We start from the raw sequence: 20,423 nt of genomic DNA on the forward strand, positions 1-20,423 counted from the left end.
GGATCGACAGGGCGGCCGGCGGGGGCGTGCTCGCTCGTGCTCCGCGCAGCCGGGTCGTGCTCACCGGGCGGCTCTCGCAGGAGCCCCGGCCTCCGAAGGCAAGCCTAACGCGCCGGGCCGCGGCCACCCGCCGAGCGGGGTGGAGGTGCTGCGAGGATCCGCCGGTGCCGTCCCCCGCCCCCTCCACGCCCTCCCCCGCGTCTCCCCTGGCGGGCGCCGACCGCACCGGCGTCCTCGCCGGCTTCGCCTCCTACGCCCTGTGGGGCGCCTTCCCCTTCTACTTCGCCGCCCTCGTGCCCGCCGGCGCGGTGGAGGTCCTGGCCCACCGCGTGCTGTGGGCGCTGCTGGTGTGCGCGCTGGTGCTGACGGCGCTGCGCCGCTGGGGTCCCGTCGTGCGCGTGCTGCGCACCCCCGCCCTGCTGGGCCCGCTGTCCGTGGCGGCCGTGGCCATCGCGGTCAACTGGGGCGTGTACGCGTGGGCCGCCACCACGGGGCACGTCCTGGAGGCGGCCCTGGGGTACTTCGTCAACCCGCTGGTGACCGTCCTGCTGGGTGTCCTCGTGCTGCGCGAGCGCCTGCGGCGCGCGCAGTGGGCCGCCGTGGGGATCGGCGCCGTCGCGGTCGTCGTCATCACCGCCGACCTGGGGCGGCTGCCGTGGGTGGCGCTGACCCTGGCGGGCTCCTTCGCCACGTACGGGCTGCTGAAGAACCGCCTGGCGCGCTCGCCCGCCGGGCGGGTGGACGCCCTGACGGGGCTGTCCGTGGAGACCGTCGTGCTGGCCCTGCCCGCGGCGGCGGCGCTGGCGGTCATCGGCGCGGGCGGCGCCTCGACGTTCACCGGCCACGGCGCCCTGCACACCGCGCTGATGGCGCTGCTGGGCGTGACCACGGTCGTGCCGCTGCTGCTGTTCGCCGTGGCCGCCGGGCGGGTGCCGCTGACGCTCATCGGGCTGCTGCAGTACCTGACGCCCGTCCTGCAGTTCCTGGCCGGCCTGGCGCTGGGCGAGCGGATGCCGCCCTCGCAGTGGGTCGGGTTCGCGCTGGTGTGGCTGGCGCTGCTGGTACTGACGAGCGACGCCCTGCGCGCCGCCTCCCGCGGGCGCCGGGGTGCGCGCACGGGTACCGCCGCGGAGGCCCCTCCGGCACAGTGAGCCCGTGGACCTGCCGGTGCGACCACCCGTGGAGCCGATGCTGGCGCGGGCAGCCGACCGGGTGCCCGCCCAGCCGGACGGGGAGCCGGCGTGGCTGTACGAGCCGAAGTGGGACGGCTTCCGCTGCCTCCTGTTCCGCGACGGCGACGAGGTCGTCCTCGGCTCGCGCGGCGGCAAGCCGCTGACCCGCTACTTCCCCGAGGTCGTGGCCGGGGCGCTGGCCGAGCTGCCCGCGCGCTGCGTCGTGGACGGCGAGCTCGTCGTGCCCGGCGGGAACGGTGAGGACGGCGCGAGCGGCGACCGGCTGGACTGGGAGCTGCTGTCCCAGCGCGTGCACCCCGCCGCCAGCCGCATCGAGACGCTCTCGCGGGAGCAGCCGGCGCTGCTCGTCGCCTTCGACCTGCTCGCCGTCGGCGACGAGGACCTCACCGGGCGGCCGACGGCGCAGCGCCGCGAGAGGCTCGCGCGGGAGCTGCCCGGCGGCGGGCCCGTCGTCCGCGTCACCCGCGCGACGCTGGAGGAGGACGTGGCCGCCCGCTGGTTCGCGCTCTTCGAGGGCGCCGGCCTCGACGGCGTCGTCGCCAAGCCCCTCGACGCCCCCTACGCGCCGGGGCAGCGGGTCATGACGAAGGTCAAGCACCGGCGCACCGCCGAGTGCGTCGTCGTCGGCTACCGCGAGCACAAGAGCCTGCCCGGCGTCGGCTCGGTGCTGCTGGGGCTGCGGGTCGGCGAGGAGGTGCGCGGGGTGGGCGCGGTGACGGCCTTCACGACCGCCCGCCGCGCGCAGCTGCTGGCGGAGCTGTCGGCGCTGCGGCTGGGCGAGGACGTGCGCACCGCCGGGGAGCCGAACCGGTGGAACGCGCGCCGGGACACCTCCTGGGTGCCGGTGCGCCAGGAGCTCGTGTGGGAGGTGGAGTACGACCAGCTGGAGGGCTCGCGGTTCCGGCACTCCCCGCGGTTCCTGCGCGCCCGGCCCGACCGGGACCCCGCCGGCTGCGCCCTCGACCAGCTCGACGTGCCCGCCCGGTACTCCCTGGCGGACGTGCTGACCGGGACGGGCGGCCGCTGATGGCGACCGCGCGACCGCCCGCCCAGGAGGTCGACGCCGACGGCGTGCCCGTGCGGCTGACCAGCCCGGACAAGCCGTACTACCCGGCGCTGGGCGAGCGGGGCACCAAGCGCGCCGTCGTCGACTACCACCTGGCCGTCGCCCCCGCCCTGCTGGACGCCGTGCGCGACCGGCCCGTCCACCTGCAGCGCTTCCCCGACGGCGTGAGCGGCGAGGAGGTCTACTCCAAGCGCCTGCCGCGCGGCGCGCCCGCGCACGTGGCGGCGGTGCGGGTGGAGTTCCCCTCCGGCCGCACCGCCGACGTCCTGCGCCCGCGGCACGCCGCCGACCTGGTGTGGGCCGTGCAGCAGTCGACGACCACGTTCCACCCGTGGCCGTGCACCGCCCCCGACGTCGAGCACCCCGACGAGCTGCGCGTGGACCTGGACCCGCAGCCGGGCACCGGCTTCGAGCAGGCGCGGGAGGTGGCGCTGGAGCACCTGCGCCCGCTGCTGGCGGAGCTGGGGCTGACGGGCCTGGTGAAGACCTCCGGGGGGCGGGGCCTGCACGTCGTCGTGCCGCTCGAGCCGCGGTGGGACTTCACCGCGGTGCGCCGGGCGGGCATCGCGCTGGCCCGCGAGCTGGAGCGCCGCGCCGGCGGGCTGGTCACGACGGCGTGGTGGAAGGAGGAGCGCGGGCGGGCCGTGTTCGTCGACTACAACCAGAACGCCCGCGACCGAACGATCGCCGCCGCCTGGTCGCTGCGCCCCACCGCCCGCGCGACCGTCTCCACGCCCGTGACGTGGCGGGAGCTGGCGGACGGCTGCGCGCCGGACGACTTCACCCTGCTCACCGTCCCCGCCCGGCTGGCCGCCGTCGGCGACCCGTGGGCGGGCGCCCGCTCGCCCGCGCCGCTGGACGCGCTGCTGGAGCTGGCCGACCGCGACGAGGCCGCCGGGCTGGGCGACCTGCCGTACCCGCCGAACTTCCCGAAGGTGGCCGGCGAGCCGCCGCGCGTGCAGCCCTCGCGGGCCCGGCACGACCCGGCGGGCTGAGACCGCCCCCGTCAGGCCCGCGGGCGGGCCCGCCGGCCGGTCACCGCGGAGCGGGGCAGGCGCCCGGCCCGGGACGTGCCGGTCAGGACGTCGCCGTCGACCTCGACGTCGAACAGCAGCCGCAGCCGCAGGGGCCGGGTGATGGACTGCGCCCACGTCAGGTGCCCGCCCTCCAGCCGGACGTCCTCCAGCGGCACGGTCTCCGCCGGCCCGGCCGCGGTGCCCGCCAGCGCGCCGGCCGCGTCCGCGACCAGGTGCAGGCGCACGTCCTGGCGCCCGACGGGGGTGCGCACGACCAGCTCCCAGTCGCCCTCGACCCCGCTCACGCGACGGCTCCCGGCAGGCCGGCGGCGCGCCACACCGTGCCGCGGCGCTCGTGGGCGAACAGCTCCTCCACGGCGAGCGCGACCTGCGGGCCCAGCAGCCGCTCGAGCAGGTGCAGCCCGACGTCCAGCCCGGAGGTGACCGCGCCGCCGCTGACCAGCCGGCCGTCCTCGACGACGCGCGCGCGGTGCGCGACCGCGCCGGTGGCCTCCAGCAGGTCGGTGCCCAGGTGGTGGGTGACCGCGTGGCGGCCGACCAGCAGACCGGCCATGCCGAGGACGAGCGAGCCGCCGCACACCGTCGCGACGACGGTCCCCTCGCGCTCCAACGCCCGTTCCAGCAGCGCGGGCAGGGGGGTCTCGAGGGTGCGGGCGAGCAGGACCGGCACGGTGACCAGCCCGGTGTCCTCCGGGTCGTCGACGGGGCCCGAGGCGCCGGGCAGCACGAGCAGGTCGGCCTCCGGGTCCAGCGCGGTGGTGGCGCGCAGGGCGATGCCGCCGGTGCCGCTGGGCACCTCCCGGGGCCCCTCGGCGCTGGCGAGCTCGACGGTCAGCGCGCCGCCGGACGCCCGGCCGCCCGCGTCGAGCACCTCGACGGGCGCGACGGCGTCGAGCGGGTCGAAGCCGTCGAAGAGGACGACCTGCGCCCGCAGGGGCCGGTCGACGCCAGGTCGCGGCGGGTGGGCGGTGGTCACGGGCGTCCTCCGGGGCGGGTGCGGGCGCGGCGGGTGCCGGCTGGTCGGGTGCGGCGGACGGGCGGTGCGCACCGTCCTGCGGCGAACCTAGGCAGCGCCGGCCCCGCGCCCCAGTGGCTGGAACGCCACATCCCGACGGGATCTCGCCACCGCGCGCCTAGGCTGCCGCCGTGCACACCGTGGTCGTCCTCGTCCTCGACGGGGTCAACCCGTTCGACCTGTCGGTGCCGCTGGAGACGTTCGGCCGGGTGCGCCTGCCCGACGGCAGCAGCCCGTACCGGGTCCTGACCGCCGGGCCGGGCGGGGCGGGGCGCGAGGTCGACGCGGGCGCCCTCCGGCTGCGCCCGCAGCACGACCTGGACGTGCTGGCCGGGGCGGGCACCGTCGTCGTGCCCGGGGTCGCCGACCCGGCGGCACCGGTCGACGACGCCGTCCTGCGGGCGCTGCGGGAGGCGGCCGCCGCCGGGACGCGCGTGGTCTCGGTCTGCGTGGGGGCGTTCGTGCTCGCGGCGGCCGGGCTGCTCGACGGTGCGCGCGCCACCACCCACTGGGCCGCCGCCCGGGAGCTGGCGGCGCGCTACCCGGACGTCGAGGTGGACCCCGGCGTGCTGTTCGTGGACGGCGGGCAGGTGCTCACCTCGGCCGGGGCGGCGGCGGGGCTGGACCTGTGCCTGCACGTGGTGCGCCGCGACCACGGGGCCGCCGCGGCCGCGGACGTGGCGCGCCTGACGGTGGTTCCGCTGGAGCGCGCCGGCGGGCAGGCGCAGTTCACCCGCCACGCCCCGCCGCCGGGCGACGGCACCTCGCTGGCGCCCCTGCTGGCGTGGCTGGAGGAGCACTGCGCCGAGCCGCTGGACCTGGCGGCCATCGCCGCGCGGGCGCGCACCAGCACCCGGACGCTGTCGCGCCGCTTCGCCGAGCAGACGGGCACCACCCCGGTGGCGTGGCTGCACCTGGCCCGCGTGCGCCGGGCGCAGGAGCTGCTGGAGACGACCGACCACCCGGTCGACCGGATCGCCGCGGCGGTCGGGTTCGGCGCCCCGACGACCTTCCGCGAGCGCTTCCGCGACGTCGTCGGGACCAGCCCGGCCGCCTACCGCCGCGCGTTCGGCGGTGGCCCCGCGCTCCCGCCCGCCCGCCCGCACCCGCGGGACCCCCGGGACCCGCGGGCAGCGGGAGCGCGGCCCGGGCCCGGACGGCTCAAGCCCGGCCCCGCGCGCGCCGATGGGTGAGGACGCCGGGACCACCGGCGCCCCCGCCGCACCGACGCCGCCCGAGGACTCGCCATGCCGAGCACCCGCCCCACGAGCTCCACCGCCCCGACCGCCGCCCCGACCGCCGCCACCCGGCCGTCCGCCGGCTGGTTCGCCGACCAGCCCGTGGGCCGCAAGGTGGCCGCCGCCGTGGGCGCGGCCTCGCTCGTGGCCGTCGCGGTCGGCGCCACCGCCGTGGTCGCCCTCGAGCGCTCCTCGACCGTCTCCACGCACCTGGCCGAGCACGACGTCACCGCCCTCGTCGCCCTGGGCCGCGTGCACCAGGAGGAGATCAAGACGCGGATGCTGGTCGCCCAGCACGCCGCCGTCCCCACGGCCGCGGAGAAGGCCGAGTACGCCGCGAAGATCGCCGAGAGCGACGCCGAGCTGGACGACTGGGCCGCGCGCTACGAGGCCGTCGTCGGCGCCGACGGCCCCGGTGCCGCGGACTGGCGGGCGTTCAGCGACGGCTGGGACACCTGGCGCGAGCTGCGCGACGCGCAGCTGCTGCCGGCCTCCGACGCCGGGGACGCCGCCGAGTGGGCGCGCGTGACCGCCGACGTCGCCCAGCCCGTCATCAGCGACCTGGCCGACGCGCTGGACCGCGTCGAGGCCGCGCAGGAGGCCGACGCCGCCGCCGAGGCCGCGCACGTCGCCGGCATCGCCCGCTCCGCCCGGCTGACGGTCCTCGGCGTCCTGCTGGCCGGGCTGGCGCTGGCCGTCGCCCTCGGCGTGCACGTCACCCGCCTGCTCGTGCGTCCCCTGCGCACCGTGTCCGCGTCGCTGGAGGCCATGGCCGCCGGCGACCTGACCTCCACCGCGGACGTGCGCGGGCGCGACGAGGTCGCGCAGATGGCCGACGCCCTCACGCGCGCCCAGGAGGGCGTGCGCGGCACCGTCGGCGCCGTCGTCGCCTCCGCCCAGTCCCTGGCCGCGGCCTCCACGCAGCTGACCGGCAGCGCCGAACGCATCAGCGGCGCCGCCGCCCAGACCGCCGAGCAGGTCCGCACGGCCGCCGACGTGGCCGGGCAGGTCTCCGGCAGCGTCGGCACCGTCGCCCAGGGCGCGGAGGAGATGCGGGCCGCGATCCGCGACATCGCCGCCGGCGCGGCCGACGCCTCCGGGGTGGCCGAGCGGGCCGCCGCGCTGGCCGACCGCACCAGCGCCACCGTCGCCCGCCTCGGCGACAGCTCCCAGCAGATCGGCGACGTCGTGCGCGCCATCACCGCCATCGCCGAGCAGACGAACCTGCTCGCGCTCAACGCCACCATCGAGGCCGCGCGCGCCGGTGACGCCGGCAAGGGCTTCGCCGTCGTCGCCGGCGAGGTCAAGGAGCTGTCCGCGCAGACCGCCCGCGCCACCGAGGACATCACCTCCCGGGTCGCCTCCATCCAGGCCGACACCGCCGAGGCCGTGCGCGCCATCGCCGACATCGCCGAGGTCGTCGGGGAGATCTCCGGCTTCCAGACCACCATCGCCTCGGCGGTGGAGGAGCAGAGCGCCACCACGGCCGAGATGAGCCGCAGCGTGTCCGAGGCCGCCGCCGGCACCGCCGACATCGCCCGCGGCATCACCACCATCGCCGGGGCCGCCGCCACCACCCGCGAGGGCGTGGACGGCACGCGCGCGGCGACCGCGGAGCTGTCCCGGATGGCGCAGGAGCTCAGCGCGCTGGTGGGCCGCTTCCGGGTCTGAGCCGCCCGGCTGGGAGGCTGGCGGCCCCGCGCCCGCACCGGCGGCGCGGGGCCGGCACGCCCCCAGGAGGACCCCGATGCACTTCCACGGCCGCACCGCGCTCGTCACGGGCGCCAGCACGGGCATCGGCGAGCACCTGGCCGCCGAGCTGGCCGCCCGCGGCGCCGACCTGGTCGTCGTGGCCCGCAGCGGGGACCGGCTGCGGGCGCTGGCCGACCGGCTGACCGCGCAGCACGGGCGCCGCGTCGACGTCGTGACCGCCGACCTGGCCGAGCCCGGCGCGGGCGCGCGCGTCGTCGCCGAGGTCGAGCGCCTGGGCGTCACCGTGGACGTGCTCGTCAACAACGCCGGCTTCGCGCTGTCCGGCCCGGTGGCGCGGGCCGCGGAGGACACCGGCGTGGACCGGCTCGTGTCCCAGGTGCAGGTCAACTGCACGGCCCTGGTGGACCTGACGGCGCGGCTGCTGCCCGGGATGGTGGCCCGCCGCTCCGGCGTGGTCCTCAACGTCGCCAGCACCGCGGCGTTCCAGCCGATCCCGAACCTGGCCGTCTACGCGGCGACGAAGGCGTTCGTGCTGTCCTTCACCGAGGCGCTGTGGGTGGAGAACCGGCGCACCGGCGTGCGGGTCCTCGCGGTGTGCCCGGGGCCGACCGAGACGCCGTTCTTCGACTCCGCCGGCCAGGACAGCGTCGGGGACCTGCCGCGGCGCACGGCCGCCGACGTGGTGGCCACGGCCCTGCGGGCGCTGGACGGCAGCGGGCCGACCGTCGTGGACGGCCCGCTGAACAAGGTCACGGCCACCGCCCCGCGCTTCGCGCCGCGCCGCCTGACGGCGCTGCTCAGCCAGGTGGTGACCACCCGCCGCGGGCGGCGCTGAGGCCGCCCGCGGGACGCCGGCCGGGGCCTCAGCCCACCCGGTCGGCGACCGTCGCGGCGTACGCCGCCAGGGCGTCGCGGGCCGCGCCGGCCGGCACCGCCACCAGGTGCCCGGTGGCGCGCTCGGCCCACTCGCGGGCCGCCCGCCGCGCCGCGGCGGTCACCGGGTGCTCGCGCAGCCGGTCCACCGCCTCGGCCAGCACCGCGTCATCGCCCAGGCGCCCGGAGTCCAGCAGCCCCACCAGCGCGCCGGCCGCGACGTCGCCACCGGCGGCCGCCCGCCGCGCCAGCAGCACCGGCAGCGTCGGCACGCCCTCGCGCAGGTCCGTGCCCGGGCGCTTGCCGGAGTCCTCGGTGTCGCTGGTCAGGTCCAGCACGTCGTCGGCCAGCTGGAACGCCACCCCGACGTCCTCGCCGTAGCGGACCATCGCCTCCACCGCGGCCGGCGGCGCACCGCCGAACAGGGCGCCGAAGCGGCCCGCCGTGGCGATCAGCGAGGCCGTCTTGTCGCGCAGCACGCCCAGGTGGTGCTCGACGGGGTCCTCGCCCGGCTGCGGGCCCACGGTCTCGCGCAGCTGCCCCAGGCACAGGCGCTCGAACGTGGACGCCTGGATGCGCACGGCCTCCGGGCCCAGCTCGGCCACCACGTTGGAGGCGCGGGCGAACAGCAGGTCGCCGGTGAGGATCGCCACGCTGTTGCCCCACACGACGTGCGCCGCGGGGGCGCCGCGGCGCGTGGGCGCGGAGTCCATGACGTCGTCGTGGTACAGCGAGGCCAGGTGCGTCAGCTCGACGACGACGGCCGCCCGCACGACCTCCGGGCGGGACGGGTCGCCCAGGTGGGAGGCCAGCAGCGTCAGCAGCGGGCGCACCCGCTTGCCGCCGGCGCGCACCAGGTGCCGGGCCGCGGCGTCGGCCAGCGGGTCGGTCGTGCCGACCGCGTCGGCCAGCAGCGCCTCCACGTCGTCCAGGCCCTCGCGCAGCGCGGCCTCCAGCGCGGGGTCGCTCGTCGGCATCGCCACCGTCCGGTGCGCGGCCGGGCCGGTGGGCGCGCTCGTGCCGGCGCCCGCGGCGCCCGGGGCGCTCACGAGGCCGGCGCCAGACGGCTCAGGGCCACCACGAGCCGGTCGGAGGCGTCCCGCGAGGTGGGGTCGGCCAGGTTGGCCAGCAGCTTGACGACGAGCTTCATCAGCCCCGGGCGGGGCATCCCGTAGCGCGTCGCCACCCGCATGACCTCCGGGTGACCGATGAGCGAGACGAACACGCGACCCAGCGTGTAGTACCCGCCGAGGTCCGCGCGAACCGCGGCCGGGTAGCCGTGCAGGGCGCGCTCGCGGGCGCGCTCGTCGGGGGCGTCCAGGGCGCGGTCGACGACCTCGGCCGCCAGCCGCGCCGAGCGCATCGCGTACGCGATGCCCTCGCCGTTGAACGGGTTGACCATGCCGCCGGCGTCGCCGACCAGCAGCAGCCCGCGCGTGTAGTGCGGGGTGCGGTTGAACGCCATCGGCAGCGCCGCCCCGCGCACGGGGCCGACCTGCTCCTCCTCCACGAAGCGGTGCTCGGCGGGCATCCCCGCCAGCCAGCGGCGCAGCAGCTCGCGGTGGTCGACCGTGCCGACGTCCCCGCCCAGCACGCCCAGGCCCACGTTGGAGGTGCCGTCGCCCACGCCGAACACCCAGCCGTAGCCGGGCAGCAGCGTCCCCGTGGCCGGGTCGTGCAGCTCCAGCCAGCTCTCCAGCCAGTCGTCGTCGTGGCGCGGGGAGCGGAAGTAGGTGCGCACCGCCACGCCCAGCGGGCGGTCCTCGCGCCGGTGCAGGCCCAGCGCCAGGCCCAGGCGCCCGCCCACGCCGTCGGCGGCGACGACGACGGGGGCGCGCCAGACGGTCTCCTCCCCCGCCTTGCGGCCGCGCTCGTCGACCGGGCGGGCGCGCACGCCGACGACCTGGCCGGTGCGCTCGTCCACCACCGGGCCGGTCACGCTGGTCAGCTCGTGCAGCTGCGCGCCACCGGCCTGCGCGTGCCGGGCCAGCGCCTCGTCGAAGCGGGCGCGGGTGTGCACGACGCCGTGGTCGGGGGCGTCGGCGAGGTCGGGCCACGGCACCTGCAGCCGGACGCCGCCGCCGAGCAGGCGCAGGCCCCGGTTGGGCAGCCACCCCTCCTCGCGGGGCGTGGGCAGGCCCAGTGCGCGCAGCTCCTGCACGGCGCGCGGGGTCAGGGCGTCGCCGCAGACCTTCTCGCGGGGGAAGGCGGACTTCTCCAGGACGACGACGCGGCGCCCGGCGGCGGCCAGGTGGCGCGCGACCGTCGACCCCGCGGGGCCGGCGCCCACGACGACCACGTCGGCCGCGCGCTCCCCCGCCGCTCCAGGCTGCACCTGCGCTCCTCACGTCCTCTGCTCGCCGGGCGCCACCGCGGCGCCCCGTCCCTCGTCCCCACGACTGCTCGTGAAGACTTTCACGAAGTCCCGGGAGTCTAGTTCGCCGCCCGCACCCCCCGGTGCAGGGCGACCACGCCCGCGGACAGGTCCCGCCACGCCACCCGCTCCCAGCCGGCCGCGGCCACCCGCCGCGCCAGCTCCGGCTGCGCCGGCCACGCCCCGATCGACTCCGCCAGGTAGCCGTAGGCGCCGTCGTGGGAGCTGACCAGGCGCGCCACCCGCGGCAGGCCGCGGCGCAGGTACGCGCCGTACGCGCCGCGCACCAACCGGTTCGGCGGGGTGGAGAACTCGCACACCACCAGCCGCCCGCCCGGGCGGGTCACCCGCGCCATCTCCCGCAGCGCCCGGTCCACGTCGACCACGTTGCGCAGCCCGAAGGAGATCGTCACCGCGTCGAAGACGCCGTCGGCGAACGGCAGCCGCGTCGCGTCGCCGGCCACGAACGGCAGGTCCGGGCGCCGGCGCTTGCCGGTGCGGACCATGCCCAGGGAGAAGTCGCACGGCACCACGTGCACGCCGCGGTCGGCGAACGGCTCGCTGGAGGTGCCCGTGCCCGCCGCCAGGTCCAGCACCCGCTCCCCCGGCCGGGCGTCCACGGCCCGCACCACGGCCCGCCGCCACAGCCGGTCCTGCCCGGCGGAGAGCACGTCGTTGGTGACGTCGTAGCGCTCGGCGACCCCGTCGAACATCGCCGACACCTGCTGCGGCCGCTTGGACAGGTCCGCGAGCTCCTGCGGGCGGGACACCGGCTCGGTCACCGGGCCATCGTCCCAGCCGGGCCCGCGCGGCGCCCGGGCGGGCGCAGCGGTCCCGGCGTCGTCCCCGGCGTCGTCCACGGCCACCGCCTCAGCCCGCCGCGACCGCTGCGCGCACCGCGGTGGCGATCCGCTCCACCCGCGGGCGCACCAGCGACCGGTCCACCCGCAGCTCCACCACCCGCAGCCCCGCCGGGCGCGCCCGCAGCGCCGCCAGCGCCTCCGCCCGCGTGGCCGGGGCGGTGTGCGGGACGCCGTGCGCCGCGCACAGGGCCGCCACGTCCACCCCGTGCGGGGTCGCCACGACCCGCTCGAACACGTCGCGCGGCACCGCCGCCGCGTGCTCCAGCGTCTCGAAGATCCCGCCGCCGTCGTCGTTGACGAGCACGACCGTCAGGTCCGGGCGCGGCTCGTCGCGGCCCAGCAGCAGGGCGTTGGCGTCGTGCAGGAACGCCAGGTCCCCCACGAGCACGCGGGCCGGGCCGCCGCGCGCCAGCGCCACCCCGGAGGCCGTCGACAGCGTCCCGTCGATGCCCGCCAGACCGCGGTTGGTCGTCGTGGGCACCTCGGCCGGGTGCGCGGCCAGGTCCACGTCGCGCACCGGGTTGCTGGCGGCGACCACCAGCGCCGCGCCGTCGGCGGCGCACGCGGCGACCGTCTCCCGGGCCGCCCACGGACCGCTCAGCCCGTCGTCGGGCGTCCCGTCCCCGTCCTCGCCCGCGCCGCCGTCCAGGACGGCGTCCACGGCCTCGCGGGCCAGCTTGCCCGCGCGCGCCCAGCGGCCCGCCAGCTCCGCCTCCGCGGCGGTGGCCGGGCCGGCCACCCGCGCCGCGGGGACGACCGCGCTCGCCCGGAACCCCGCGTCCGACCAGGTGCCGCCGGGGCTGACGACGACGAGCTCGACGTCGTCGCGCGCCAGCAGCCGCGAGACCGGTCGGGACAGGGTGGGGTGGCCGAAGACGACGACCCGCTCCACGGCCGCGCCCAGCGGGCCCTGCGCGTCCTCGGCCTCCAGCAGCACCCGGTACGGGCCGACGGCGGCCGGTCCGCTGCGCGCGCCGGAGCCCGGCTCGGCCAGCAGCGGCCAGCCGGCGGCCTCGGCCAGCTCGCGCGCCGCGACCCCCAGCGCGGGGTCGGGGGCGTCGCCGGCCAGCACCACCGTCGGCAGGCCCCGCTCCAGCAGCACCGGCGCGGCCGGGGCGGGCGCCAGGACGCGGGTCAGGCCGCGCCGGTCCCCGGACGGGCCGGCGCCCACGGGGCCGCCGGGCACCAGCGGGTCGGCGAAGGCGATGTCCAGGTGCACCGGGCCCGGGGACCCGCCGCGCGCCCCGCGGGCGGCGGCCGCCGCGCGGGAGACCACCGAGCGCCACGCCGGGGCCTGCCGCTGCGGGTCGGTCGGCGCGGGCACGTCGGCGGAGAAGCGCACCGACGGCAGGAACATCCGGGCCTGCGCGTCGGCGGTCTGGCTGGCGCCGGAGCCGCGCAGCTCGTGCGGGCGGTCGGCCGACAGCACCACCAGCGGCACGCCGGCGTGGTGGGCCTCCAGGACCGCCGGGTGCAGGTTCGCCACCGCCGTGCCGCTCGTGGTGACCACGGCCACCAGCGGCAGCTGCCCGTCGCGGGCGCCGCCGCGGGCCAGGCCGAGGGCCAGGAAGCCGGCGGCGCGCTCGTCGACGCGCACGTGCAGCTGCAGCCGGCCGGCGCGGTCGGCGGCCGCGGCGGCGTAGGCCAGCGGCGCGCTGCGCGAACCGGGCGAGAGGACGAGGTGGCGCAGGCCGAGACCGACCAGCGCGTCGACGACGGTGGTCGCCAGCGCGGTGGAGGGGTTCGGCGCGGTCACCGCCTCATCCGTGGACACCGCCTCATCGTCCCCCGCCCACGGGGGTGCCCGCCGCCCGAGGAGGGCCGGACGGGGCGTGGGAACCTCCCGTCGTGACCGATCCCACACCCGCCGCGCCCTCCCCCCTCACCGTGGGGGACCTGCTCGGCCAGCTGCCCCAGGGCGCGCTGGTGGAGCGGATGGGCATCCGCGTCCTGGAGGGCACCGCGCAGCGGCTGGTGGGGACGATGCCGGTGGAGGGCAACACCCAGGTGACGGGGCTGCTGCACGGCGGGGCGAGCTGCGTGCTGGCGGAGACGCTCGGCTCGATCGGGGCGATGCTGCACGTGTGGCCCGACGCGGTCGCGGTCGGCACGGACATCAACGCCACGCACCACCGCTCGGCGACGTCGGGCCTGGTGACGGGCGTGGCGACGGCCATCTCGCTGGGGCGGACGCTGTGCAGCCACGAGGTCGTCCTCACCGACGACGCCGGCCGGCGCCTGTGCACCGCCCGGATCACCAACCTGGTCCGCCCCCGCACCCCCTGACCGCACCCCGCTTCCGTGATCTCGCAGGGTTTCCCAGCAAGATCACGGAGGGGTGGAGGGGTGGCGGGGGTCAGGGGGCGGCGAGGAGGGCGTGGCAGGCGGTGAGGCGCTCGCGCCACCAGCGCTCGCGCTCGGGCCGGGCCCGGGCGGCGTCGACGAGGGCGTCGTCGGCGCGCGCGGTGCCACCGGGCAGCGCGGCCGCGACGGACAGGGCGCCGTCGACGGGCAGCAGCGGGTCGGGGCGCACGTCGGTCGCCAGCAGCGCGGCGGTGCCCAGCCCGCAGGCGTGCGGCAGGTCGGGCAGGGCGGCCGCGAGCGCGACACCGGCGGCCAGGCCGACGGAGGTGTCCAGGGCGCTGGAGACGACGACGGGCAGCCCGCAGGCGGCGGCGACCTCCAGCGCGGGCCGCACCCCCCCGAGCGGGGCGACCTTGACGACGACGACGTCGGCGGCCTCCAGCCCGGCCACCCGCAGGGGGTCCTCGGCCTTGCGCACGCTCTCGTCGGCGGCCAGCGGCACGGGCGCCCCGGCGCGGGCGAGGCGGCGGCGCAGCGCGGCCATCTCCTCCAGGCCCGCGCACGGCTGCTCGGCGTACTCCAGCCCGCCGGCGGCCTCGGCGAGCGCGAGGAGGGCCCGCTCGGCGGCGGCGACGTCCCAGGCGGCGTTGGCGTCCACGCGCACGCGCCCGTCCGGGCCGAGGACCTCGCGCACGGCCCGCACGCGGGCGACGTCGTCGGCGAGGTCCTGCCCGGGCTCGGCGACCTTGACCTTCGCGGTGCGGCAGCCGGGGTAGCGGGCCAGGACGGCGGGCACGTCGTCGGCGGGGACGGCGGGCACGGTGGCGTTGACCTCGACGCGGTCGCGGAGCGCGGGCGGGAACCCGGTCCAGGCCGCCTCGACGGCGGCGGCGAGCCAGCGCGCGGCCTCGGCGGGGGCGTACTCGAGGAACGGGGAGAACTCCCCCCACCCGGCGGGACCGCGCAGCAGCAGCGCCTCGCGCTCGGTGACGCCGCGGAAGCGGCGGCGCAGGGGCAGGCGCACGACGCGGGCGGCGTCGAGCAGGTCGGCCAGCGGGGGCAGCACGCGCCCAGCCTGCCCCGGCCGGCGGCGGGCCGCGGCCGGGGCGGGGCCTCAGAGCTCGCCGGTGAGGAACTGGGCGCGGCCGTGGCCGAAGGACCAGTCGGCGTCGGAGTTCTCGACGAGCGAGACGACGACGTCCGCGGGGTCGGTGCCGCAGGAGCGCTGCAGGTGCTCGGTGAGCAGCCGGTGGAAGCGCTGCTTCTGCTCCACCGGGCGGGGGCGGCTGGTGACCTGCAGGAGCACGACGTCGCGCGTGCGGGTGATGCCGAGGCCGGTGTCCTCGACGACGAGCTCCTCGGCGGGGTGCTGGTGGACGACCTGGTAGCGGTCGCCGGCGGGCACCTCGAAGGCCTCCAGGACGGCGGCGTGGGCGGCGTCGAGCAGGGAGCGCAGCTCCTCGGGCGTGCGGCCGGCGACGAGGTCGAAGCGGAGCAGGGGCACGGTCACCTCCGGTGGTTTGTCAGGACATACTGACACATTCGGGCAGGGCTGTGCGCCGTCCGCGCATGCCCGCGCGCCGCGGCGGCATGGTCCCGCCGGCACCGCGCGGGTCGACTGGGAGCACCAGCCCACGACTCCCGGGAGGTCCTCGTGATCACCGTCCTCGGCGGCACCGGCACGACCGGTCGCCGCGTCACCGCCCGCCTGCTCGCCCGGGGCGCCGACGTCCGCGTCGGCTCCCGCCGCGGCACCCCGCCCCTCGACTGGCACGACCGCGCGACCTGGGGACCGGTCCTGGCCGGCACCCGCAGCGCCTACCTCGCCTTCCACCCCGACCTCGCTCTGCCCGGGGTGCCGCAGCTGCTCGGGGCGTTCGCGGCCGCCGCCCGCGCCGAGGGGGTGGAGCACCTCGTGCTCCTGTCCGGGCGCGGGGAGGAGGGCGCCGCGGCGACCGAGGACGCCGTCCGCGCGTCCGGTCCGGAGCTGACGGTGCTGCGGTGCAACTGGTTCGCGCAGGACTTCTCCGAGCACTTCCTGCTGCCCGCCGTGCGGTCGGGGACCCTCGCACTGCCGGCCGGGGACGCGGTCGAGCCCTTCGTCGACGCCGACGACGTCGCCGACGTGGCCGTCGAGGTGCTGCTCGGCGGGCGCCACCGCGGCGCGGTGCTGGAGCTGTCCGGGCCCCGGCCGCTGAGCTTCGCCGACGTCGCCGCGGAGCTGACCCGCGCCAGCGGGCACGAGGTCCGCTACGTCCCCTCGACCCGGGACGCCTGCGCCGCCGAGCTCGTCGCGCAGGGCCTGCCCGCCGAGCTCGCCGACCTGTTCGCGCTCGTCCTCGACGGCCGCAACGCCACCCCCACCGGTGACGTGGAGCGGGTCCTGGGCCGCCCGCCCCGGGACTTCACCGACTACGCGACCGCGACCGCGGACACGGGCGTCTGGTCACCGGCCGCGGTGGCGCGGTGACCGCGGCCCGCGGCCTCGTCCTCGCCGCCCTGGTCGACACCGGTCTCCTCGCCGGCCTGTACGCGGGGTTCTCCTGCGCGGTGCTCCCCGGGCTGCGGCGGACGTCGGACGGCGTGTTCGTGGAGACGACGACGGCGGTGAACCGGGCCGTGCGCAACCCCGGGTTCGCGGCGCTCTTCTTCGGGGCGCCCGCGCTCACCCTCGCCGCCGCGGCCGCCGCGTCGCCGGGCGCCTCCCCCGGGACGCGCACGGCCCTCGCGGTGGCCGTGGCCGCGCACGTCGTCGGTGCGGCGGTCACGGCGACCCGCAACCTGCCGCTCAACGCGGCGCTCGCCGCCACGGCGGGTGACCCGGCCCGCGCCCGTCGCGGGTACGAGGCCCCCTGGCGGCGGTGGAACGCGGTGCGCGCCGCGGCGACGACCGCCGCCGCGCTCGCCCTGGGCCTGGCCGTCCCGGGGACCTAGCGCCGGGGACCCAGCGCCGGGGTCCGCGCGGGGCCTAGCGTCGGGGGCGTGGAGCACCTCGCGGCCGCGCTGGACGGTCCCCGCGCGCGGGGGGCGTTCGTCCTGCAGGTCGTCATGGCCGCCCCGTGGTCGGTGCGCGTGCTCGACGAGGCGCCGCTGTCGGTGGTGGCGCTCGTGGCCGGCTCGGCGTGGGTGACGACGGGGTCGGGGTCGGTGCCGATGGCCCCGGGGGACGTGCTGCTGGTGCGCGGCACCGAGGAGTACGTGCTGGCCGACTCCCCCGGCGCCGCGCCCCGGGCCGTCGTCGGGGCCGGCCAGTCGTGCGCGGCCGCGGACGGGCGCGACCTGGCCCCGTGGACGCGGGGCGTGCGCACGTGGGGCAACGACCCCGCCGGCCCCGACCGCCTCGTGGTGGGCACCTTCCGCAGCCGCGGCGAGGTCGGGCGGGTGCTGCTGGCCACGCTGCCCGGGGCCGTCGTCGTGCCCCGCCCGGACCCGGACCTGCTGGCGCTGCTGGCGCGGGAGGTGCAGCGCGAGGCCGCGGGGCAGGCGGGCGTCCTGGACCGGCTCCTGGACCTGCTGCTGGTCGCCGCGCTGCGCGCCCTGCCCGCCGCGGCGGGCGCGGGGCCCGCCGGCACCGTCACCGACCCGGCGGTGCGCGCCGTGCTCGACCTCGTGCACGCCGACCCGGCGCGGGCGTGGACGGTCGCGCTGCTCGCCCGGCGGGCCGGGCTGTCCCGCTCGGCCCTGACGCGCCGGTTCACCGCCGCCGTCGGGGTGCCGCCGACGACGTGGCTGACGCACGCGCGGCTCGCGCTCGGCGCGGACCTGCTGCTGGCCGACCCGCGGCGCACGCTGGCGAGCGTCGCCCGCGAGGTGGGGTACGCCACCCCCTTCAGCTTCAGCGCCGCCTTCACCCGGCGCTACGGCGCCAGCCCGAGCGCCTACCGGGCGCGGCGGCCCGGGGGCGCCGGCCCCCCGTGAGGCGGGGTCGGGCCGGGGTCGTGGCGCCGGCGGCCCGCGCGGTGGGCACACTCGCCGCATGAGCGCACCCGACGACCGCGCACCCGACGACCAGGCCCCCGGCGACCGGACCCCGGACGACCGGGAGCGGGACGTGGAGCCGGACCAGGAGCAGGAGCAGGACGGGACGGGCTTCGCCGACCTGTCCCTGCGCGAGGAGCTGCTGCGCCCGCTGACCGCGCTGGGCTACGAGGAGGCCACGCCCATCCAGCGCGAGGCCGTGCCGCCGCTGCTGGCCGGGCGCGACGTCGTCGGGCTGGCCGCCACGGGCACCGGCAAGACCGCGGCCTACGCGCTGCCGCTGCTGCAGGCCCTGGCCCCGCTGCCGGAGCGGCCCGGCACCCCCACGGCCCTGGTGCTGGCGCCGACGCGCGAGCTGGCCGTGCAGGTGTCCGAGGCGGTCTACAAGTACGGCCGCGAGCTGTCGGTGCGCGTGCTGCCGGTGTACGGCGGGACCCCCGTCGGGCAGCAGCTGCGCTCGCTGGCGCGCGGCACGGACGTCGTCGTGGCCACGCCCGGGCGGGCGCTGGACCTGCTGGGCCGCGGGGCGCTGGACCTGGCGGCGCTGCGGACGGTGGTGCTCGACGAGGCCGACGAGATGCTCGACATGGGCTTCGTCGAGGACATCGAGGCGATCCTGGACGCGACGCCCGAGGACCGGCAGACGGTGCTGTTCTCGGCGACGATGCCGGCGCGCACGGCGGCGCTGGCGCGGCGGCACCTGCGCGAGCCGGTGCGCGTGCAGGTCGAGAGCGCCCCCCTGGCCACCGGGGAGGTGCCGCGGGTGCGCCAGAGCGCCTACCTGGTGCCGCGCGCGCACAAGACGGCGGCGCTGGGCCGGGTGCTCGACGTGGAGGCGCCCACGGCGGCGCTGGTGTTCTGCCGCACCCGCGAGCAGGTGGACTCCGTCACCGAGAGCCTCAACGGGCGCGGCTACCGCGCCGAGGCCCTGCACGGGGGCATGGGGCAGGACCAGCGCGAGAAGGTGCTGGGCCGGCTGCGGGCGCAGACGGCGGACCTGCTGGTGGCCACGGACGTCGCCGCGCGCGGCCTGGACGTGGAGCACCTGAGCCACGTCGTGAACTACGACGTGCCCAGCGCGCCGGAGTCGTACGTGCACCGCATCGGGCGGGTGGGGCGCGCCGGCCGCGAGGGGGTGGCGATCACCCTGGCGGACTCCCGCGAGCACCGGATGCTCAAGACGATCGAGCGGGTGACGGGGCAGCGGATCGCCGTGCAGGCGCTGCCCACGGTCGCCGACCTGCACGCCCGCCGCCTGGAGCTGACGCGGGCGGCGCTGCGCGAGAGCCTGCTCACCGACGACCTGGACCGCTTCCGCGGCGTCGTGGAGGCGCTGGGCGACGAGTTCGACGTCGTGCAGATCGCCCTCGCCGCGGTGAAGCTCGCCCACGAGGCCACCGGCGGCCCCGACGGCGACGAGGAGGACATCCCGCAGGAGCGCCCGGCCAGCGGCCCGGCGGGCCGGGGCGGGCCGGACGGGCGCGGCAGGGGCCGCGGCCCGGCGGGACGCCGCGGGGACGGCGGCCCGGTGACGCGCCTGTTCGTCGGGATGGGGCGCAGCGCGGGCGTGCGCCCGCAGGACCTCGTCGGCGCCATCGCCGGGGAGTCGTCCCTGACGGGCCGCGACGTGGGCGCCATCGAGATCGCCGAGCGGTTCTCGCTGGTGGAGGTCCCCGCCGACCGGGCCGAGGAGGTCATCCGCGGCCTGCGCGGGGCCACGCTGCGCGGCAAGCGCCCGACGGTGCGCCGCGACCGGCCCGCGGGCCGCGGGCCGCGGGCGGGCGGCGTCGACCGGTCCGCGGACCCGTCCTAGGGTCGCGGCGTGGCAGCCCTGGACGGTGTGAGCGAGACGTTCGACCCCTCCGCGTGGGAGGAGGTGCCCGGGTTCGCGGACCTCACCGACGTCACGTACCACCGGTGCGTGCGCCCGGGCCCGGAGCGCGGCACGGTGCGCATCGCGTTCGACCGGCCGCAGGTGCGCAACGCGTTCCGCCCGGGCACGGTCGACGAGCTGCACCGGACCCTGGACCACGCCCGCCGCACCCCCGACGTGGGGTGCGTGCTGCTGACGGGCAACGGGCCCAGCCCGAAGGACGGCGGGTGGGCGTTCTGCTCCGGCGGTGACCAGCGGGTGCGGGGGCGCTCGGGCTACCAGTACGCCGAGGGGGAGACCGCCGACACGGTCGACGCGGCGCGCGCGGCGGCCGAGGGCGGGCGCCTGCACGTGCTGGAGGTGCAGCGCCTCATCCGGTTCATGCCGAAGGTCGTCATCGCCGTCGTGCCCGGCTGGGCGGCCGGCGGCGGGCACTCCCTGCACGTGGTGGCCGACCTGACGCTGGCCAGCGCCGAGCACGCCCGCTTCAAGCAGACCGACGCCGACGTCGGCTCCTTCGACGCCGGCTACGGCTCGGCGTACCTGGCCCGGCAGGTGGGGCAGAAGTTCGCCCGCGAGGTGTTCTTCCTGGGCCGCCCGTACACGGCGCAGCAGGCGCACGCGATGGGCATGGTCAACGAGGTGGTGCCGCACGCCGAGCTGGAGGAGACGGCGCTGGCGTGGGCGGCCGCGGTCAACGGCAAGTCCCCCACCGCGCAGCGAATGCTGAAGTTCGCGTTCAACGCCGCCGACGACGGGATGGTCGGCCAGCAGGTGTTCGCGGGCGAGGCCACGCGCCTGGCGTACATGACCGACGAGGCCGTCGAGGGCCGCGACGCGTTCCTGGAGAAGCGGGAGCCGGACTGGAGCCGCTTCCCCTGGTACTTCTGAGCCGG

The 20,423-nt window shown here is 78.6% G+C and carries 20 protein-coding genes; 12 read left to right on the forward strand and 8 right to left on the reverse strand.

All coding sequences use genetic code 11. The features are described from left to right. The first annotated feature begins 164 nt into the window (after window positions 1–164). Genes rarD through ligD form a run of 3 tightly spaced genes read left to right on the forward strand, consistent with a single transcriptional unit; the run spans window position 165 to window position 3,254 of the window. Entirely contained in the window at window positions 165–1,151 is a 987-nt protein-coding gene (gene rarD / locus ACRYMY_RS11105; RefSeq protein ID WP_432547318.1) for an EamA family transporter RarD, read from the forward strand. Between the two features lie 4 nt (window positions 1,152–1,155). Beyond that, window positions 1,156–2,220, forward strand: coding sequence for an ATP-dependent DNA ligase (locus tag ACRYMY_RS11110; RefSeq protein WP_432547319.1), 1,065 nt, complete (start codon window positions 1,156–1,158; stop codon window positions 2,218–2,220). Further along, the gene (gene ligD / locus ACRYMY_RS11115; protein ID WP_432547320.1) at window positions 2,220–3,254 is read left to right on the forward strand and encodes a non-homologous end-joining DNA ligase; all 1,035 of its coding nucleotides are present in this window, start codon (window positions 2,220–2,222) and stop codon (window positions 3,252–3,254) included. The genes ACRYMY_RS11110 and ligD overlap by 1 nt, the downstream gene beginning before the upstream one ends. 11 nt (window positions 3,255–3,265) lie before the next feature. On the opposite strand, the gene ACRYMY_RS11120 is transcribed toward ligD, so the two are convergent. Both ACRYMY_RS11120 and ACRYMY_RS11125 read right to left on the reverse strand, forming a co-directional pair. Next, the gene (locus ACRYMY_RS11120; protein ID WP_432547321.1) at window positions 3,266–3,580 is read right to left on the reverse strand and encodes a hypothetical protein; all 315 of its coding nucleotides are present in this window, start codon (window positions 3,578–3,580) and stop codon (window positions 3,266–3,268) included. After that, complete coding sequence (locus tag ACRYMY_RS11125) at window positions 3,577–4,230, reverse strand: DJ-1/PfpI family protein (protein ID WP_432547348.1); 654 nt, start codon at window positions 4,228–4,230, stop codon at window positions 3,577–3,579. Before ACRYMY_RS11125 ends, ACRYMY_RS11120 begins: the two co-directional genes overlap by 4 nt. 212 nt (window positions 4,231–4,442) lie before the next feature. On the opposite strand from ACRYMY_RS11125, the gene ACRYMY_RS11130 reads away from it, so the two are divergent. The 3 genes from ACRYMY_RS11130 (at window position 4,443) to ACRYMY_RS11140 (ending at window position 8,097) form a co-directional block, all read left to right on the forward strand. Beyond that, on the forward strand, window positions 4,443–5,504 hold the full coding sequence (locus tag ACRYMY_RS11130) for a GlxA family transcriptional regulator (RefSeq protein WP_432547322.1): 1,062 nt from the start codon (window positions 4,443–4,445) through the stop codon (window positions 5,502–5,504). Window positions 5,505–5,558: 54 nt separating this feature from the next. Then, a complete protein-coding gene (locus ACRYMY_RS11135; RefSeq protein ID WP_432547323.1) occupies window positions 5,559–7,220 on the forward strand; it encodes a methyl-accepting chemotaxis protein in 1,662 nt (553 codons plus the stop codon). A 76-nt stretch (window positions 7,221–7,296) separates the two neighbouring features. Beyond that, window positions 7,297–8,097, forward strand: a complete 801-nt coding sequence (locus ACRYMY_RS11140) for an SDR family NAD(P)-dependent oxidoreductase (RefSeq protein ID WP_432547324.1) — start codon at window positions 7,297–7,299, stop codon at window positions 8,095–8,097. A 28-nt stretch (window positions 8,098–8,125) separates the two neighbouring features. Here the strand turns inward: ACRYMY_RS11140 and ACRYMY_RS11145 are convergent, their stop codons facing one another. From ACRYMY_RS11145 to menD, 4 genes are all read right to left on the reverse strand, one after another. Then, on the reverse strand, window positions 8,126–9,112 hold the full coding sequence (locus ACRYMY_RS11145; RefSeq protein ID WP_432547349.1) for a polyprenyl synthetase family protein: 987 nt from the start codon (window positions 9,110–9,112) through the stop codon (window positions 8,126–8,128). A gap of 68 nt (window positions 9,113–9,180) precedes the next feature. Then, window positions 9,181–10,470 carry a geranylgeranyl reductase family protein gene (locus tag ACRYMY_RS11150; protein WP_432547325.1) on the reverse strand — a complete coding sequence of 430 codons (1,290 nt, stop codon included), beginning with the start codon at window positions 10,468–10,470 and terminating at the stop codon, window positions 9,181–9,183. Window positions 10,471–10,568: 98 nt separating this feature from the next. Then, on the reverse strand, window positions 10,569–11,291 hold the full coding sequence (locus tag ACRYMY_RS11155; protein WP_432547326.1) for a demethylmenaquinone methyltransferase: 723 nt from the start codon (window positions 11,289–11,291) through the stop codon (window positions 10,569–10,571). A gap of 88 nt (window positions 11,292–11,379) precedes the next feature. Continuing rightward, complete coding sequence (menD, locus tag ACRYMY_RS11160) at window positions 11,380–13,146, reverse strand: 2-succinyl-5-enolpyruvyl-6-hydroxy-3-cyclohexene-1-carboxylic-acid synthase (RefSeq protein WP_432547327.1); 1,767 nt, start codon at window positions 13,144–13,146, stop codon at window positions 11,380–11,382. Window positions 13,147–13,220: 74 nt separating this feature from the next. Here menD and ACRYMY_RS11165 point away from each other — a divergent pair, with 74 nt between their 5' ends. Beyond that, window positions 13,221–13,658, forward strand: coding sequence for a PaaI family thioesterase (locus tag ACRYMY_RS11165; RefSeq protein WP_432547328.1), 438 nt, complete (start codon window positions 13,221–13,223; stop codon window positions 13,656–13,658). 70 nt (window positions 13,659–13,728) lie between these two features. Here the strand turns inward: ACRYMY_RS11165 and ACRYMY_RS11170 are convergent, their stop codons facing one another. Continuing rightward, window positions 13,729–14,742 carry an o-succinylbenzoate synthase gene (locus tag ACRYMY_RS11170; RefSeq protein ID WP_432547329.1) on the reverse strand — a complete coding sequence of 338 codons (1,014 nt, stop codon included), beginning with the start codon at window positions 14,740–14,742 and terminating at the stop codon, window positions 13,729–13,731. Between the two features lie 48 nt (window positions 14,743–14,790). After that, the gene (locus ACRYMY_RS11175; protein ID WP_432547330.1) at window positions 14,791–15,180 is read right to left on the reverse strand and encodes a tautomerase family protein; all 390 of its coding nucleotides are present in this window, start codon (window positions 15,178–15,180) and stop codon (window positions 14,791–14,793) included. Window positions 15,181–15,330: 150 nt separating this feature from the next. Between ACRYMY_RS11175 and ACRYMY_RS11180 the strand changes: the two genes are divergently transcribed. From ACRYMY_RS11180 to ACRYMY_RS11200, 5 genes are read left to right on the forward strand one after another with little or no spacing between them, the layout of a single operon-like run. After that, complete coding sequence (locus ACRYMY_RS11180; protein ID WP_432547331.1) at window positions 15,331–16,146, forward strand: Rossmann-fold NAD(P)-binding domain-containing protein; 816 nt, start codon at window positions 15,331–15,333, stop codon at window positions 16,144–16,146. Then, entirely contained in the window at window positions 16,143–16,610 is a 468-nt protein-coding gene (locus ACRYMY_RS11185) for an anthrone oxygenase family protein (RefSeq protein ID WP_432547332.1), read from the forward strand. Before ACRYMY_RS11180 ends, ACRYMY_RS11185 begins: the two co-directional genes overlap by 4 nt. Window positions 16,611–16,658: 48 nt before the next feature. Then, window positions 16,659–17,594, forward strand: coding sequence for a cupin domain-containing protein (locus tag ACRYMY_RS11190; RefSeq protein WP_432547333.1), 936 nt, complete (start codon window positions 16,659–16,661; stop codon window positions 17,592–17,594). 58 nt (window positions 17,595–17,652) lie between these two features. Continuing rightward, window positions 17,653–19,467, forward strand: coding sequence for a DEAD/DEAH box helicase (locus tag ACRYMY_RS11195; protein ID WP_432547334.1), 1,815 nt, complete (start codon window positions 17,653–17,655; stop codon window positions 19,465–19,467). 9 nt (window positions 19,468–19,476) lie between these two features. Next, on the forward strand, window positions 19,477–20,418 hold the full coding sequence (locus ACRYMY_RS11200) for a 1,4-dihydroxy-2-naphthoyl-CoA synthase (protein WP_432547335.1): 942 nt from the start codon (window positions 19,477–19,479) through the stop codon (window positions 20,416–20,418). Window positions 20,419–20,423 lie beyond the last annotated feature (5 nt).

Origin of the sequence: Kineococcus haloalkalitolerans (genome assembly GCF_050871905.1) — a bacterium.
GTDB lineage: Bacteria > Actinomycetota > Actinomycetes > Actinomycetales > Kineococcaceae > Kineococcus.

What these genes read in the sequence shown, in the direction of transcription:
- ligD (WP_432547320.1), top strand. Translation starts at nt 2,220, where the DNA reads ATGGCGACCGCGCGACCGCCCGCCCAGGAGGTCGACGCCGACGGCGTG.
- ACRYMY_RS11135 (WP_432547323.1), top strand. Translation starts at nt 5,559, where the DNA reads ATGCCGAGCACCCGCCCCACGAGCTCCACCGCCCCGACCGCCGCCCCG.
- ACRYMY_RS11140 (WP_432547324.1), top strand. Translation starts at nt 7,297, where the DNA reads ATGCACTTCCACGGCCGCACCGCGCTCGTCACGGGCGCCAGCACGGGC.
- ACRYMY_RS11145 (WP_432547349.1), bottom strand. Translation starts at nt 9,112, where the DNA reads ATGCCGACGAGCGACCCCGCGCTGGAGGCCGCGCTGCGCGAGGGCCTG.
- ACRYMY_RS11195 (WP_432547334.1), top strand. Translation starts at nt 17,653, where the DNA reads ATGAGCGCACCCGACGACCGCGCACCCGACGACCAGGCCCCCGGCGAC.